13 protein-coding genes are annotated in these 16,286 nt (G+C 64.4%); 8 read left to right on the plus strand and 5 right to left on the minus strand.

All coding sequences use genetic code 11. The features are described 5' to 3' along the window. Positions 1 to 12 precede the first annotated feature (12 nt). A complete protein-coding gene (locus F2P45_RS10220; RefSeq protein ID WP_166873734.1) occupies positions 13 to 960 on the minus strand; it encodes a FecR domain-containing protein in 948 nt (315 codons plus the stop codon). Then, complete coding sequence (locus tag F2P45_RS10225) at positions 957 to 1,475, minus strand: sigma-70 family RNA polymerase sigma factor (RefSeq protein WP_166873737.1); 519 nt, start codon at positions 1,473 to 1,475, stop codon at positions 957 to 959. The genes F2P45_RS10220 and F2P45_RS10225 overlap by 4 nt, the downstream gene beginning before the upstream one ends. Positions 1,476 to 1,550: 75 nt before the next feature. On the opposite strand from F2P45_RS10225, the gene F2P45_RS10230 reads away from it, so the two are divergent. From F2P45_RS10230 to F2P45_RS10250, 5 genes are all read left to right on the plus strand, one after another. Beyond that, positions 1,551 to 2,486, plus strand: a complete 936-nt coding sequence (locus F2P45_RS10230) for an alpha/beta fold hydrolase (RefSeq protein WP_229505012.1) — start codon at positions 1,551 to 1,553, stop codon at positions 2,484 to 2,486. A gap of 103 nt (positions 2,487 to 2,589) precedes the next feature. After that, positions 2,590 to 4,050 (plus strand): catalase, encoded by a 1,461-nt coding sequence (locus tag F2P45_RS10235; RefSeq protein WP_166873743.1) that lies wholly within the window; start codon positions 2,590 to 2,592, stop codon positions 4,048 to 4,050. Positions 4,051 to 4,210: 160 nt separating this feature from the next. Continuing rightward, entirely contained in the window at positions 4,211 to 4,990 is a 780-nt protein-coding gene (locus F2P45_RS10240) for a hypothetical protein (protein ID WP_166873746.1), read from the plus strand. Between the two features lie 82 nt (positions 4,991 to 5,072). After that, positions 5,073 to 5,498 (plus strand): YbaN family protein, encoded by a 426-nt coding sequence (locus F2P45_RS10245; RefSeq protein ID WP_166873748.1) that lies wholly within the window; start codon positions 5,073 to 5,075, stop codon positions 5,496 to 5,498. A 74-nt stretch (positions 5,499 to 5,572) separates the two neighbouring features. Beyond that, positions 5,573 to 6,592, plus strand: coding sequence for an Rpn family recombination-promoting nuclease/putative transposase (locus F2P45_RS10250; protein WP_166873751.1), 1,020 nt, complete (start codon positions 5,573 to 5,575; stop codon positions 6,590 to 6,592). Here F2P45_RS10250 and F2P45_RS10255 read toward each other — a convergent pair. After that, positions 6,589 to 7,299 (minus strand): GAF domain-containing protein, encoded by a 711-nt coding sequence (locus F2P45_RS10255; RefSeq protein ID WP_229505007.1) that lies wholly within the window; start codon positions 7,297 to 7,299, stop codon positions 6,589 to 6,591. The genes F2P45_RS10250 and F2P45_RS10255 overlap by 4 nt on opposite strands. Before the next feature lie 276 nt (positions 7,300 to 7,575). Between F2P45_RS10255 and F2P45_RS10260 the strand changes: the two genes are divergently transcribed. Further along, entirely contained in the window at positions 7,576 to 9,135 is a 1,560-nt protein-coding gene (locus tag F2P45_RS10260) for a methyl-accepting chemotaxis protein (RefSeq protein ID WP_229505008.1), read from the plus strand. Between the two features lie 91 nt (positions 9,136 to 9,226). Here the strand turns inward: F2P45_RS10260 and F2P45_RS10265 are convergent, their stop codons facing one another. Together F2P45_RS10265 and F2P45_RS10270 are read right to left on the minus strand one after the other, a co-directional pair. Beyond that, positions 9,227 to 9,607: a translational machinery protein gene (locus F2P45_RS10265; protein ID WP_166873757.1), complete on the minus strand. Its 381-nt coding sequence runs from the start codon at positions 9,605 to 9,607 to the stop codon at positions 9,227 to 9,229. Between the two features lie 244 nt (positions 9,608 to 9,851). Continuing rightward, entirely contained in the window at positions 9,852 to 11,378 is a 1,527-nt protein-coding gene (locus F2P45_RS10270) for a flavin monoamine oxidase family protein (protein WP_166873760.1), read from the minus strand. Positions 11,379 to 11,609: 231 nt separating this feature from the next. On the opposite strand from F2P45_RS10270, the gene F2P45_RS10275 reads away from it, so the two are divergent. Both F2P45_RS10275 and F2P45_RS10280 read left to right on the plus strand, forming a co-directional pair. Further along, the gene (locus tag F2P45_RS10275) at positions 11,610 to 14,345 is read left to right on the plus strand and encodes a type VI secretion system Vgr family protein (RefSeq protein WP_166873763.1); all 2,736 of its coding nucleotides are present in this window, start codon (positions 11,610 to 11,612) and stop codon (positions 14,343 to 14,345) included. Between the two features lie 8 nt (positions 14,346 to 14,353). Continuing rightward, positions 14,354 to 16,156, plus strand: a complete 1,803-nt coding sequence (locus F2P45_RS10280) for a T6SS effector phospholipase Tle3 domain-containing protein (protein WP_166873766.1) — start codon at positions 14,354 to 14,356, stop codon at positions 16,154 to 16,156. Positions 16,157 to 16,286 lie beyond the last annotated feature (130 nt).

The following is a 16,286-nucleotide window of genomic DNA, read 5'->3' on the forward strand; positions in this document are numbered from 1 at the left end:
ACCATGTCCGAACTATTTTTTCGCCGGCACCAGGGTCGTCCACCAGCCGCCCAGGCGCGACTGGACTTGCAGCGGATAGGTGGCGGCCAGCATGGCCAGTGCGCGCTCCACTTCGGCCGGGCCGCCGACCGGGAACGCGCCGGACACCGGCAGCGCCGCCAGTTGCGGGTCGCAGCGCAGCACGCCGCCGCGGTAGCGCGCCAGTTCGGCCAGCAGTTCGGCCAGCGCCATTTTGTCGGCCAGCAGCATGCCGCGCGTCCAGGCGGCGGCGTCGACCGTGTCGGCGGGTGCGGCGGCGGCGCTGGCGCTGAAGGCCGTTTGCTGGCCGGCGCGCAATGTCAGCGCGGCGCCGTGGGCGGGCTCGATGCGGACCGCGCCATCGAGCACGGCCACGCTGGTGCGGCCCTGGTGCGCGCGCACGCTGAAACGGGTGCCGAGCGCTTGCATGCGGCCGTGCGCGCTGGCGACGCGAAACGGGCGCTGGACGGCGCCGTTGTCAAGCGCGGTGTGGACCAGGATCTCGCCCTCGCGCAGCAGCACCAGGCGCTGCGCGGGGTCGAAGCGCACATCGATGGCACTGGCGCTGCCCAGGGTGACGCGGCTGCCGTCGGCCAGCAGCAGTTCGCGCCGTTCGCCGCTGCCGGTGCGGTGCGCGGGCACGCTCATGCGCCAGCCGAGCCAACCGGCCGGCGGCAGCACCAGCAGCGCGGCACCGGCGAGGGCCTGGCGGCGCGGGCGGCTGGCGGGGCGGTCGAGCAGCGGCAGCGCCAGCGCCGGCGGCAGGCCGCCCAGCTGATTCATCAGCGCTTCGGCGCGGGCCCAGGCGCGCGCATGGTCCGGGTCCTGCTCGCGCCAACGGGCGCAGGCGGCACGGTCGGCATCGCTCGCGTCGCCACTGTGCAGTTGCGCCAGCCAGGTGGCCGCTTGTTCCAGGATGCGCGGCGCGATCGGCGCCGTCACGCGCCGTCCCGATCGGCCAGCAGCAGGCAGTGCAGGAAGGCTTGTTTCATGTAGCGCTTGATGGTGATGGCCGACACGCCGAGTTCGATGGCGATGGCGTCGTAGGTCATGCCATCGAACTGGGACAGCAGGAAGGCGCGCCGCACCGGCGGCGCCAGCGCGTCGAGCATGGCGTCGATGCGCTGCAGGGTCTCCAGCAGCAGGTAGCGCTCTTCGGCCGAGGGCACGCTCGCTTCGGGCAGCCGGGCGACGGCGTCCAGCCAGGCGCGCTCCAGTTCCTGGCGCCGGTACCAGTTGACCAGGATGCCGCGCGCGACAGTGGCAAGGTAGGCGCGCGGCTCGGCGATGCGCGTCACGTTGCGCGCCGCCAGCACGCGCACGAAGGTGTCCTGCGCCAGGTCGGCGGCCTGGGCCGAGCAGCCCAGCTTGTGGCGCAGCCAGCCGGTCAGCCAGCCGTGATGGCCTTGGTAGAGCACGTGCATGGCTTGCTGTTGGACGAGCTCGGCGGCGGACATGGGTCAAGTGCGAATGAGAATGGTTCTCATTTTAACCCATGCCGAATAATGCCGCCAATCATCGCCTGCCACAACATGGGATGGACGGCCATCCCTCTTTCCGGTGATGCGCCCGCGCGCGCGGCGCTCTATCCTGCTGCGGCGGGCAGCTCCCGCACTTCCCAACCATCCCACGGAGAATCAGCGATGAGCACATTTACGACCAGCGACGGCGTCGAACTCTATTACAAGGACTGGGGCCAGGGCCAGCCGATCGTGTTCTGCCACGGTTGGCCGCTCAATGCGGACAGCTGGGAGTCGCAGATGATCTTCCTGGCCGGCCAGGGCTACCGCTGCATCGCCCACGACCGCCGCGGCCACGGCCGTTCCAGCCAGCCGTGGGACGGCAACGACATGGACCACTACGCCGACGACCTGGCCCAGCTGCTCGACAAGCTCGACGTCAAGGATGCCGTGCTGCTCGGCTTTTCGACGGGCGGCGGCGAAGTGGCGCGCTACATCGGCCGCCACGGCGGCAAGCGCGTGGCCAAGGCCGGGCTGATCTCGGCGGTGCCGCCGCTGATGCTGCAAACCGCCGCCAATCCGGGCGGGCTGCCGCTCAGCGTGTTGGACGGCATCCGCGCCGGCGCCCTGGCCAACCGTGCCGAGCTGTACCGGGAGATCGCCGGCGGCCCGTTCTACAACTTCAACCGCCCCGGCGCGACCCGCTCCGAAGGCCTGGTGCAGGCGTGGTGGATGCAGGGCATGATGGGTGGACACAAAAATACCTACGACGCGATCAAGGCGTTCTCGGAAACCGACTTCAGCGAGGACCTGAAAAAATTCACCATGCCGACCCTGATCATCCATGGCGACGACGACCAGATCGTGCTGATCGAGGCGGCCGGCAAGGCGGCGGCCAGGCTGGTCAGGCATGCGACCTTGCTGGTGTATCCGGGCGCGCCGCATGGCTTGACCGACACGCACAAGGACCAGGTCAACGCCGACCTGCTGGCGTTTATCCGTTCCTGATCCCTTTTTGTCGCCGCCCGGCTGACAAGCCTCGTCACTAAAACACAGCGGCCGGCGCCCCGGGGCGCCGCCATTCCTGCCCATTCCTCTGAAAGAACTTCCCATGACCAAACTGACCACGGCCGCCGGCGCGCCGGTGCCCGATAACCAGAACACGCAAAGCGCCGGCGCGCGCGGCCCGCTGCTGCTGCAAGACGTGTGGCACCTGGAAAAACTGGCCCACTTCGACCGCGAAGTGATCCCGGAACGGCGCATGCACGCCAAGGGCTCGGGCGCCTTCGGCACCTTTACCGTGACGGGCGACATCACGCGCTACAGCAAGGCCACCCTGTTTGCCGAGGTGGGCAAGACGACGCCGCTGTTCATGCGCTTTTCGACCGTGGCCGGCGAGCGCGGCGCGGCCGACGCCGAACGCGACATTCGCGGTTTTGCCATCAAGCTCTACACCGAACAGGGCAACTGGGATATTGTCGGCAACAACACCCCGGTGTTTTTCATGCGCGACCCGCTCAAGTTCCCCGACCTGAACCACGCGGTCAAACGCGACCCCAAGACCAATCTGCGCAGCGCCGAAAACAACTGGGACTTCTGGACCCTGCTGCCGGAAGCGCTGCACCAGGTCACCATCGTGATGAGCGAACGCGGCATTCCTGCCTCGTACCGCCACATGCACGGCTTCGGCTCGCACACGTACAGCTTCATCAACGCCGCGAACGAACGCTTTTGGGTGAAGTTCCATTTCGTTTGCCAGCAGGGCATTAAGAACCTGAGCGACGCCGAAGCGGCCGAGCTGGTCGGGCGCGACCGCGAAACCCACCAGCGCGACCTGTTCGACAGCATCGAGAACGGCGCGTTCCCGCGCTGGCGCTTCCAGGTGCAGATCATGCCGGAACGCGATGCGGCGACCTACCACATCAATCCCTTCGACCTGACCAAGGTGTGGCCGCACCGCGACTACCCCTTGATCGACGTGGGCGTGCTGGAACTGAACCGCAACGCCGAGAATTACTTTGCCGACGTGGAACAGGCGGCATTTGCGCCCGCCAACGTGGTGCCGGGCGTGAGCTTTTCGCCCGACAAGATGCTGCAATCGCGGCTGTTCTCGTACGGCGACGCCCAGCGCTACCGGCTCGGCGTGAACCATCACCAGATTCCCGTCAACGCTCCGCGCTGCCCGGTGCACAGCTACCACCGCGACGGCGCCATGCGGATCGACGGCAACCACGGCGCCACCATCGGCTACGAGCCCAATTCCAGGGGGCAGTGGCAGCAGCAGCCCGATTTTTCCGAGCCGCCGCTGGCCATCGACGGCGCCGCCGCGCACTGGAACCACCGGGTCGACGAGGACTATTACAGCCAGCCGGGCGCCCTGTTCCGCCTGATGACGCCGGCCCAGCAGCAGATTTTGATGGACAACACGGCGCGCTCGCTGGGCGGCGCCTCGCGCGCGGTGCAGGAGCGGCATATCGCCAACTGCGCCAGGGCCGACGCGGCGTATGGCGCCGGGGTGGCGGCGGCGCTGGCGCGCGGCGTGGCGGCGGCGACGCCGAACACGGTAGTGTAAACACACGCGGACAAGCAGGGGCGCCGCGCCGCCCCTGCCCTGCAAGCCGGCCACGCGCAGCATCGATTGTCGCAATCGCGCCACGCCGTTTCGCACTTCTCCCGCGCAAGGCGTCAAATGGCATACACTACGCGTTTCCCATAAGCATCAATATTTTCGGATGAGCTACATCTTGAAAGTGGTGGTCCCGCCAGTGCCTTCCGACAATCTGTCTGTCCGGGGGTTTGCCAACACGCTCGCGCATACCTCGATGGACTTGCCGCCGTCGGCGCGCCTGCTGCAGTTTTACGACGCCATCACGGCGCGCTATCCGTGCGCTTCGAGCGGCGCCTACAGCCGCGCCAGCGCGGCGGCCTGTCCGTGGGGCGACACCCCGCTGCTCGACTGCCTGACCGGCGACATCGGCGTGCTCACCCTGTCGTACAAGAATATCGAGGTGCTGTCCTTCGTGCTGCGCCGCGCCGGCGCGCTGTCGCTGACGGTGATCGACACCCAGGCCGGCCTGGTGTACCGTCCGGCGCGCTTCCGGGTGGTACTCACCAGCATCCAGAAGAACGTGAATACGGGCGCCATGCTGGACAAGCTGGTGCCGCTGCTCAAATGCACGCGCGAACAGGCGGTGACGATGCTGGGGACGCCGAACGCCCTCGTGCGCGGCAGGCTCGACCATGTGACGGCGCAGCGCCTGGTCGCCACCATGCACCTGCTCGGGTGCAACTGCAGCGTCGAGAAAGAACCGTCGCGCTCGGCGCAGAAAGCGGCCGCCAAGGTGACGGCAACGCAAGCGCCGCCACGCGCGCCGGCTGCGCGCGTGCGCGTGGCGGCGCCATCGGGCTTTGCGCTGGCGTACAGATCGATGGTGAACCGGGCCGTCCACTTCATGCAGGGACTGCTCGAACGCCTGTGGGAACGGATGACGGCCACGCGCCCGTACTCTTAGCGCCGCGGCAAGTGGTAGGATGCGCGCTCGCGCCAGGTTCGCCACCGGCAGCGCCCTCCTCCACGGCGACCAGGGACTCCACATGAAACTGCTACTGAACATCATCGGATGCCTTGCCGTGCTGCTGGGAATCCTTGGCATTTTCCTGCCGCTGTTGCCGACCACGCCCTTCCTGCTGCTCGCCTCGGCCTGTTTCGTGCGCGGCTCGCCGCGCCTGCATGCCTGGCTGCTGGGGAACAAAGTCTTCGGCAAATACCTGAGCGATTTCGAACAAGGGCGCGGCATCCCGCGCCGCGCCAAGATCACCATCATCGTGCTGATGTGGGCGTCGCTGGCGTATTCGATGCTGCGCCTGCAGCGCACCGGGCTGACCGTGCTGCTGCTGTGTATCGGCGCCGGCGTGACGATCTACCTGCTGCGCTATGTGCCCACCGGCGCGCCGCGCGCCGCGCCCCTGGAAGAGCCCAGCCAGGAAAGGCCCGGCCAGGAGAGGCCCGGCCAGGACTAGCACATGCCCGGCGATGCGCCGCGCACGCCTGATGCAGCGCAAAGGTCGGGCAGGATCGCTGGCTGGAATGCCTCATGCCTGCTCATCACGACCTCGGTTACCGTTCGCTGTTTGCCCATCCTGAGCTGGTGCGCGAGTTGGTCACGCACTTTACGCCCTTCAAATTGTTCGAGAATGTGGCGCTGTCCTGCTTCGAACCGGTCGATCCGGTGTATGTGAGCGAGCGCCTGGCGGCGCGCCAGAACGACATCGTCTGGCGCGTGCGGATCGGCGAGCAATCCCTGTATGTGTATATCCTGCTCGAATTCCAGTCCGGCGTGGACCGCTGGATGGCGCTGCGCATGCACAACTACGTCGGCTTGCTGTGCCAGAACCTGGTCAAGCGGCATCAATTGCCGCCGTCTTTGCTGTTGCCGCCGGTGCTGCCGCTGGTGTTCTACAACGACACGCCGGACTGGCACGCCAGCACCGGCCTGGCCGCCCTGCTCATGGACGCGCCCGCCGAACTGGCGCCATTCCAGCCATCCCAGCGCTACCTGCTGATCGACCAGCAGCGCCTGAAGCCGGCGGCGCTGGAAGCGAATGCCACCCTGCTGGCGCTGCTGTTTCGGATGGAACTTTCAAGCGCTTCCGAGGTCAGAGACAAGGTCTTGCCCGCGCTGCTCACCTGGTTCCAGGATGCGCCCCAGACCAGCCTGATGCGCTCGGTCGAGGTGTGGCTGGCGAGCCTGGCCAGCCGGCGCGGCGAACCGGAATCGTTCACGTTTGAGAATGCGAAGGAGGCCACCGACATGGGACGTAAATTTGCAAGCTGGGCCGAGGAATTCGAGGATATCGGCTTTCAGAAGGGAACCGAAAAAGGCCGGGAGGAAGGCCGGACGGAAGGCCGAACGGTAGGTCGGGCAGAAGGGCAATTGAGCGCACTGCGCGGCGTGCTCACGCATTTGCTGCGCAAGCGTTTCGGCAATCTGCCGGAAGCGGCAACGCAACGCATCGCCGCGGCCACCCTGGCGGAGCTCGAACTGTGGTGCGAACGCAGCATCGACGCGTCCGGCCTGGCAGCCGTCTTCGGCGACGACACGGCATCGGCCTAGCCGCGCGGTGGCGTGCTCAGTTCGCGCATGGCCATCCTGGCCAGGTCTTCCAGGCCCTGCAGCTCGCGGCTCTTGAGCCGGCGCGGCTCGCGGTCGATCACGCACAGGGTGCCTAGCGCCAGGTCATTGACACCGACTAAAGGATACCCCGCGTAAAAGCGGATCTTCGGTGCGCCCGTCACCAGTGGATTGTCGCGAAAGCGCGCGTCCTGCGAGGCATCTTCGACGATGAACGGCTCGCGCTGCAGGATCGCGTGCGTGCAGAACGCCCATGCGCGCGGCGTCTCGCCCGCTTTCAGACCCACGCGCGCCTTGAACCACTGGCGCTGCGCGGTCAGCAAGGTAATGAGCGCGATCGGGCAATCGGTCACCAGCGATGCCAGGCGCACGATGCGGTCGAAGCGCTCTTCGGCGGCTGACGGTACCAGTTGCAGCGCCGCCAGCGCGGACAGGCGCGCCTGCTCTCGCTCAGGCACCGGATAGGGCGGCTCGGCCAGCATCGTGAATTCGGCGGCGGGCGCCGCTCCGCTCCAGGGGCCGGGCGCTGCGGCGGACTGGTCGGGCCGGGTCATGCGCAGCACCGAACTCATCAACGCGCGGCGATGCCCGCCCGGCGTTTTCCACGACGCAATAGCACCGCTTTCCATCCATAACTGCACGGTACTGGTCGCCACGCCCAGCAGGCGGGCGGCGTCACTCGTGGTCATGACGGGATCGGAAGCAGTGATGGGTTGGCGCGCCATGGATAATTTCTACAAAGAAATATCCAGTGTAGCGTAGCTTTTATGTTTACACATAAAAATATTTATCGAAATTGATGATCCGACTCAGCTTGCGCAAAAAAAGTACACAACATCGGTGTTTTCAGCAAATATTTATTGATTTTTGGAAACTACTGCCTCACCATATCGACAGTTTCATCAATTTTCGCGTACTCACGCTGCCCGTGACTGAGTGACGCCCACAATCTCGGACTGCTCATCATGCCCTCTTCCTCTACCATGAAAATCGCTACCAAACTCTACAGCGCCTTCGCCCTTGTCCTGGCCATCACGCTGGTCCTGGCCATCTTCGCGGTGGTACGGATGAACAGCGTCGACAAGGCCATCAGCGACCTGAACCACGTCACCGAGGAAAAGCTCGATCCGCTGCGCGTGGCGCGCGAAGCACTCGCACAGACCGGCATCGCGGCGCGCAATGCCTTCATCTTCGTCGACAACGGCGCCGCCACCAGGGAGCTCGACATTGTCGACCAGCAAAAGGCGGTCTACCTCGGTGCCCTGGCACAGCTCGACAAGGCATTTTCCGGCGATGCCGATTTTGCCAGGGTCAAGGCGGGCTTGCAGGCGATGGCGAAGGAACTCGAGCGTCCGCGCCACTACCGCGCCAAGGCCGAGATGGATGCCTTCGGCCAGTTCCTGGTCAACGAGTGCAGTCCGCTGCGGCGCCAGATCGTGGCCGACATCGACGTGCTGCTGAAAAAAGTGCAGTCGCAAAGCAGCGCGGCCAGCGACGAGGCCAGCGGCCAGGCCTCCAGCGCCACGTTCTGGATCGGCGCACTGAGCGTGCTGTCGGTCCTGGTGTGCCTGAGCGTCGGCTTTCTGATCGTGCGCGGCCTGCTCAAGCAGCTCGGCGGCGAGCCCGCCTACGCCACCGACGTGGCGCAGCGCATCGCCCAGGGTGAACTGCAGCACGCTGTCAATGTGCAATCGGCCGTGCCATCGAGCCTGGTATTCGCGATCAAGACCATGCGCGACAGCCTGAGCGGGATCGTCTCGAAGGTGCGGATGGGCACCGAATCGATGGCGCTGGCGTCGAGCGAGATCGCGGCCGGCAATATCGACCTGTCGAACCGCACCGAGCACCAGGCCTCGGCGCTGGCCGAGGTGGCGGCATCGATGGCCCAGCTGGTCAGTTCGGTCGGGCGCAATGCGGACTATGCGGCCAGCGCCAGCAAACTGGTGCAGGCGGCCTCGGAAGTATCGGTGCGCGGCGGCGAGGCGGTCGATGGCGTGGTGGCGACGATGGGCGTGATCAATGCCTCGTCGCGCAAGATCGTCGACATCATCGCGGTCATCGATGGCATTGCATTCCAGACCAACATCCTGGCGCTGAACGCCGCCGTGGAAGCGGCGCGTGCCGGTGAACAGGGGCGCGGCTTCGCGGTCGTGGCGTCCGAAGTGCGCAACCTGGCGCAGCGCTCGGCGGCGGCGGCCAAAGAAGTGAAATTGCTGATCGACGATTCGGTGTCCAAGGTCGGCACCGGCACGATCCTGGTGGAGCAAGCGGGCAACACCATGCGCGAAGTGGTCGAAGGCGTGCAGCGCGTGAGCCGGATCATGGACGATATTTCGTCGGCCACGCGCGAGCAGGGCGTCGATATCGGCAGCGTCGACAAGGCCATCGTCAAGCTCGACGAAATGACCTTGCAGAATGCGGCGCTGGTCGAGCAGGCCGCCGCGGCGGCGCAGTCGATGCAGAACCAGGCGGCCGAGCTGGCCGACGTGGTGCGCGTGTTCAAGCTCGAAGCGGCGCACGCATAAGCGGCGCCGCGCGCGGCGTGGGACGTAAAAAAACCGGGTACGCCCGCTAACGGCGCTCCCGGTTTTTTGCGTCATGCCTGCTGCGCCATGCTTAATGCATGATGCCTTCTTTGACAAAATACTTGCGCGCATAGGCGAGCAGCTGGCCATCGTTCGGATGGTCGACCGTTTCGACGCTGACCACTTTAGCGGCGATGGCGGCATGCAGCTTTTCCAGGTGCTTGATGAAGACCAGCTTTTCCTGGCCCGGGCCGACGATCAGGATTTCCTGGGCCGCTTCGATGGCGGCGGCGATCTCGTTCAGGTAATCGGGATTCTGTTCCGATTGAATGCTGGCATCGACGCCGGCTTTTTTATGCTGCGAGTGCACGGAGGCGGTCTTGATGACTTCCGACTCGGCGGCATCGCGCGTGAAATGGATAACGTGTGCTTCGGCCTGGTCGAGCCAGACGACGACGTGATTGAATGACATGATGGTATTCCTTGAGATGAAGCGTGATCGTGCGCGGACGACGGCCGGGAATGCAAGGCACGACGCAAAAAGAGGGCGCGGCCCTTGAAGCCGCGCTTTAAACGGAATTACTTTGACGGAAACACGCCGGCTGGGGGCCGGGGCATTGCAATCGAATGAATCCATTGTGCCCGCGCAGGGCCAGGCCGTCCGTACGGAAGCGCACGTAGCCGGAATGTCAATTTTTCGGCCGGCGATGGCCGTCTCAGCGCTCATGCAGGATGGCTTCCAACGCCAGCTCGGAACTGTTCAGTGCCCCTTCCACAAAACCCTGGTAGTCGGAATACGCTTCTCCGACGATGTGCACGTTTTTCGCGCCGCTGCCGAAATCGAAGGCCTTGAAAGCATCCATCACCTTCCATGAGCGCACGCCCGGCTGCCAGCCATGGTTGGCGGCGCCGTACGGCGCGCGCGCCCAGTCGCGGATGCCGTAGGTGATGATCGAATTCTTGATGTAAGCCGTGGCCTGGGCCAGGGTCTGGTCGCGGAACACCGCCTTCGAGTGGTCGTTGAGCTTGAGGTGCGATTCGTTCGTTTCCAGCAGGCGCTTGACGTCGCGTGCGACGAACAGGGCGAAGGCGTCGACGATGCGCGCATCCTGGTCGACTTCGGCGCGGTCGTGCTTGTCTGGCTCGCTCAGGTAATGGCGCCAGAACTCGGTCGAGGGGCGGTCCATGTACAGCAGCACCATGCCGTGGCCATCCAGATCGCGCCCCTGCGGACGGCGGAAGTAATGCACTTCGCGGGTCGGCAGGCAATTCGCGTACTGCTGCGGCGGCTGGTCGTAATCCCACCAGGGCGCGTTGCTGACGAAGAAAATCTTCAGCATCGGAAAGCCGTTGACGGCATCCAGATGGGTCGCGATGTGCTCCGGCAGGTGCTGCGCCAGCTTGACCAGCGGCATGCGCGGCAACGCCAGGATCAGGCGCGCCGCTTGCAGCTTGATGGTGTCGTTCTTGGTGCGCACGTCCAGCTCCATGCTGGCCTGGCCCAGGCCGGTCGGGCGGAAACCGAGCAGGGTGTGGCCGCCGGCCAGGGTGATGTTGGGCAGGCTGTGGATCTTGGCCATCAGGCCATCGGTCAGCTTGGCCGAGCCGCCGGCGATGCTGGCCAGCTTCTGGCCCACGGTCTTGAGCGCGCGCAGCCACCAGATGATCCATTCGATCGCGTTCAGGTTCTCGGGAATCATGTGATAGAAGGTGCCGGTGTCGCGCAGCTTGACCAGCGCCCGGTGGCTCAGGATGCCCTGCCCCGACATCACGTTCCAGAAACCGGTGGCCCACAGCGGATGGCCGTGCAGCTGCGCATGGCGGCGCAGGCGGTTGTAGTCGGATTCGGTCAGGCCGTCGATCCAGGCCTGGTCGGCCGGGTCGCGCCCCATCACCAGCATAATGCCGCGCTTAAGCAGTTGCAGCGAATTGAGGCCCTGTTCTTCGGGCGGCAGCTGGCTGTCTGGCACGCTGAGTTCGTCGGCCGAGGGACCGGAAAAGTCGACCAGGCCCACGCCCAGCTCGGCGCACAGCTGGGCGAAGCGCGGCTGCAGGGTCGGCTCGAAGCGCATCGGCCCGTATTCGGCGATGAAGCCGTCCATGTCTTCGGTTTCGATGCGCCCGCCCCAGCGGTCGGACGAGGCTTCCAGGATCAGCACCTGGTGCCCGGCTTCGGCCAGGCGGATGGCGCAGTACAGGCCGGAGACGCCGCCGCCGGCGATGACGATTTGTTGTTCAGACATGGGAACGATTCACGCGGATGTTGTGCCTTTGGCACCGAGGGCGCGATTGTGCCATGTAATTGATGAGCTTGGCAGGGGCGGAGAGACGGCGGCAGGGCCGGCCTGGGTTGCTGTTGTAGTTTGGCATCACCTGATCATGAATTGCGTTTGGGCAATGTTTGCGGTGCGTTGCGCTTGCATAGTGGAATAGATGAATCGCCCATCCGCCTCTCTCTTTCCAGGAGTGCATGCATGATTGCCAGTCCCCTGTCCGCCGTTTTCCTCAGCGAAGCGACCCGTCCGATCCGTCTGCGGCTGTCAGGTAACAGCGGCGTACTTGACGACAAGTTACTGGTCAAGCATGTGAGCGGCACCGAGACGATGTGCGGTGGGATCGAGTACTGCCTGCTATGCGTGGCCACGCAGGCTGGCATGGCGCTCAAGCAATTCATCGCCAATCCGGTAGAACTCCAGTTCGTCACCGCCAGCGGCGGCTTGCGCTCGGTATGCGGCATCGTCGCCGGTGCGTCCGAAGGCCAAAGCGATGGTGGGCTGGCGACCTATCAGTTAATCGTTCGCGACGCGTTTTCGCTGCTCGATAAAAGCTGCAATACCCGTGTCTTTCGCAATGCCAGCGAAGTCGACATCACCGACGTGGTCCTGAGCGAATGGCGCCAGTCCAACCCGATTGCGGCGCGTGCCTTCGAATTCGACCTCGGCCATCTGAACAGCTATGCGGCGCGCGAATTCACGATGCAGTACAACGAATCGAACGCCGCATTCTTGCGCCGCTTGTGGAAACGGCGCGGCATCGCCTGGTTCATCAAGCCCGGCAAATCGAGCGAACGAGGCAGCGACGACACGCCGGCCCACACGCTGGTGCTGTTCGACGATGTCATGGTCTTGAAAAAGAATGCCGCTGGCGCGGTGCGCTACCACCGCGACGCGGCGACCGAAACGCGCGACACCATCACCGCCTGGCACGCAGTACGCAGCCTGACGGCGGGCCGGGTGAGCCGGCGCAGTTGGGACTACGCGCAAGCATGGTCGATGGCCAGCCGGGAGAGCGGCGCCAACGACCAGGGCACGCTCGGCAACCAGTTCGCAGCCAGCCTCGACGACTATCTGATCGACGTGCCGCACGCGGGCGACAACGCCGGCGACTATCGCAGCCTGGCCGCGCTGCGCATGCAGCGCCACGAGTACGACGCCAAGTTCTTCCAGGGCCAAGGCAGCGAACGCAATATGTGCGTCGGTCAATGGAACAGCGTCACCGGGCATCCGGAGCTGGCCTCGCACGCCGCCCATGAATGCGAATTCGTGGTCACGGAACTGCGCGCGCAAGCCGAGAACAACCTGCCCAAGGCCCTTGACGAACGCGTGCGGCGCCTGTTTGCGCTCAACCACTGGCGCAGCGACAGCGGCGGGCTGGAACAAGCCAGCGCCGAACGCGATGTGCGCTACACCAACCAGTTTACCTGCGTGCGGCGCGGCATCCCGATCGTCCCCGCCTACGATCCGCGCGTCGACCTGCCGCGTACGGAAGCGCAAAGCGTCACCGTGGTCGGGCCGCCAGGTGAAGAAATCCATTGCGATGCGATGGGGCGCGTGAAGATACGCTTTGCCGGTTGCCGCGTGGAAGACCACGCGCACGCGCAAGGCGCCGGGGCGTCCGACAGCGAGCGCGACTCGGCCTGGGTGCGCGTGGCCAGTGGCTGGGCCAGCGCGCACTACGGCGCCATCTCGCTGCCGCGCGCGGGCGATGAAGTCATTTGCGTCTTTCTCGGTGGCGATCCGGACAAGCCGCTGATCATGGGCCGCGTGCACGGTGGCGATACGCCGCCGCCCGCGTTCAGCCACACCAGCCGGCTCCCGGGCGACCGTTGCCTGTCCGGCATCGTGAGCAAGGAAGTCCATGCACAGCGCTACAACCAGCTGCGCATGGATGACACGCCGGGGCAGATCAGCGCCCAGCTCGAGAGCGAACATGGACACAGCCAGCTCAACCTGGGGTATCTGACGCATCCGCGCTGTCAAGGCGCAGCAGAGCCGCGCGGCGAAGGCTTCGAGCTCGCCACCAATGACAGTGGCGCCATTCGCAGCGCCAAGTCGCTGCTGATCTCGGCGTGGAAACGGCTCGACGCCTGTGCCGGGCAACTAAGCCGCGAGGAACATCTGGGCCTGATGCAGGATTGCCTCGACCTGTTCAAGTCGTTGGGACAGTACGCGGCCGAACACCAGGCGCTGGAACTCGACCCGGCGCCGCAGCAGGAACTCAAGGACGACCTCGACGCGGCGACCGGCGGCAGCAATACGGCGCCGCAACAGTCGGGCGGCAAGCCGACCTTGAGCATGACGGCGCCGGCCGGGCTGGCGTTGAGCACGCCGAAGACGCTGGTCAGCTACGCCGGCGTCAATGTCGATACGGTGGCGCAGCAGCACATGCAACTGACCAGCGGCCAGCGTTTCAACCTGAATGCGGGCAAGGGAATATCGCTGTTTTCGCATCGTGATGGGATCACCCAGATTGCCCATCACGGCAAGTTCCTCATGCAAAGCCAGCACGACGACATGCTTGTCGATTCGACCAAGGACATCAAGGTCACGGCCGGGAAACGGGTGATCGTCATGGCGGAAGACGAAATCACCTTGATGGTCGGCGGCGGCGCCTATCTGACCCTGAAAGGCGGCAATGTGGAAATCGGCGGGCCGGGACCGATCGACATCAACACCAACGGCCATCACTGGAACGGGCCCGCCAGCGCCACGCCCGTCCTGCCCTCGTTCAGCGACGGCGAGTTCGGCCGCATTCCCCGCCTGCTGCGTCCCACCGACGGCAAACCGGTCGAAGGCATGAAGCTGCATGTCGAGCGATCGGACGACGGCCCGCTGTCCGGCAAAAGCAATGCCGCTGGCGAAGGCGACACGATCACCAGCGACCGCCTGCAACTGCTGACCGCCACGTTTTTCCGCTCAGATTCTGAATAAGGACATCCATGAACGCATCTTCCAACCCGGAACAGGCGCAGGGCGCGACGGCGGCCTGCAGCCCGCTCGATGAACCCGATGCCCTGATGGTGGGCGTCAATTGCGGCATTTCCCTGCTCAATTCCAAGCACCTCGATGTGCTGATGCAGTTGCCGCTGCCTGGCATCATCATCTTCGTTCACGGGGTCAATTCTGACGGTGAATGGTATGACCAGGCCGAGGATGGATTGTGCAAAGGACTGAACGACCGGCTCAAGCGGCGCAATGAACATATGGCTTATCCGACCCCGGCAGGCGGACAACTGAGGCCGGTGCAGTATCGCGCGGAACTGACGGAGGATGGATTTCTCAATCCGGACTGCTCGGCGAAAACGTTCATTTCAGAGGACGCGCATTTTTCTCCGGTGATCCGGTTCCGCTGGGGTTACAAAGCCAGTTCTGAAGATTTGCAGCAATACGGTGACGGACTGTATCTGAATGAAAAAGATTATTGGGGCGGGGGGCCGTTTGCCAATGGGTGCACCGCGCTGCCCGATTTGTGGAGCAGCGGCTTATCCGATCAGCTGTTTCTGTGGCTGCATGTCCAGCACTTAAATCCGACCAATAACCGCGACGTGTATGCCTGCCCGCCGCGCCCCTATTACGTGCTGGCGGCGCTGCGCCTGGCGAAGCTGATCGAATCTCTGCGCAAGAAGCAGGCCGACGTACCGATCACCATCGTCTGCCACAGCCAGGGCAATATGGTTGGCATGGCTGCCGCGTTTATTGGCGACGAACTGGCCGATGTGACGGATAAAAAAGGAAAAAGCGGGCGCTGCGTGGCCGATACCTATGTATTGTGCAATCCACCCTTCAGCCTGGTGGGCAAAAATGCTACCCAAGGCTGGGCCGAGCGCGATATGAAAGACGCTCAGGGCAACGGGGGACGCCAGTCCTTGTCCGCGCGTAACGGCACTCTCGCCGCCTTCTTCGACATCCTGCGCAAGCAGGTTCCGAAGGAACAACCGGTGCAGAGCATCGACGAATTCATGAAGAACGAAGCACACGGCTTCGACGCCCAGTCCGACCGCAACAAGTACGGTTACGGACTGAAACCGTCGACGTATGGGCGGGTGACGCTGTATTTCAATCCGCATGACCAGGTGATCTCTGCAAGCACCGTGCAGGGGATCGGCTGGCGCGGCATGAGTCAACAGGAAATTGATGCCACCAACGGCGGCGGGACGTTTTGCCAGCGTGTCTTTTCCCATGAATTTTTGGTGGGGCCGCAGGGGAATTACGACTTTTGGGAAAACCAGTATGGCAAACCCAAGCGTGGCAGCCAGGCATTCTGGTCTCCGGAGTCGCCCAAGGCAAGGTATTCGATCTCCAAGGGACTCGATGCCAACACCTCCTTTGTCGGGAAAATATGGACGGTCATAACAGCGCCAGTGATGATCGTGGCGACGGGGGTAACGAGCATCCGCATCAATGCACTGCCGCCGGACGACTGGGCGGTTCCGCTGACTGCGCCGATCCTGCCGGAAGCGTTTTTACCCGAAGGCCTGCGCTTGGGCCAGTCCAGCAAGAACTTCGATCAGGGTTTCGACGCGCCGGGGGAGTATCGCAACAAGGACCGGGAATACAAAGACGGCGATCCATACAAGGATGAGCAAGCGGCGAGCGCCGAGGAAACCGCCGGTGCCGAGGCCAAGCCGGCTGGCGCCGCCAAAGGCGACAAGGAGAGCGAGGCATCGCTACGTTATGAACACCACGCCATGCTGCGCATGAAGGCCAGGCGCGAGGGTTTGTATAAAAAAACGCAAAGATAAATGGTAACTGTTCAGCCTGAGTGACGATGAAATATACATGTTGTAAACGCCGGACGCTTCGTTCATCATAGCGGCATGGCAAACAAGCTCCCGCGTCCCGACCTTTCCAAGCTTTCCGAGTCCGACAAGA

Source organism: Massilia mucilaginosa (assembly GCF_011682145.1).
Classification (GTDB): domain Bacteria; phylum Pseudomonadota; class Gammaproteobacteria; order Burkholderiales; family Burkholderiaceae_D; genus Telluria_A; species Telluria_A mucilaginosa.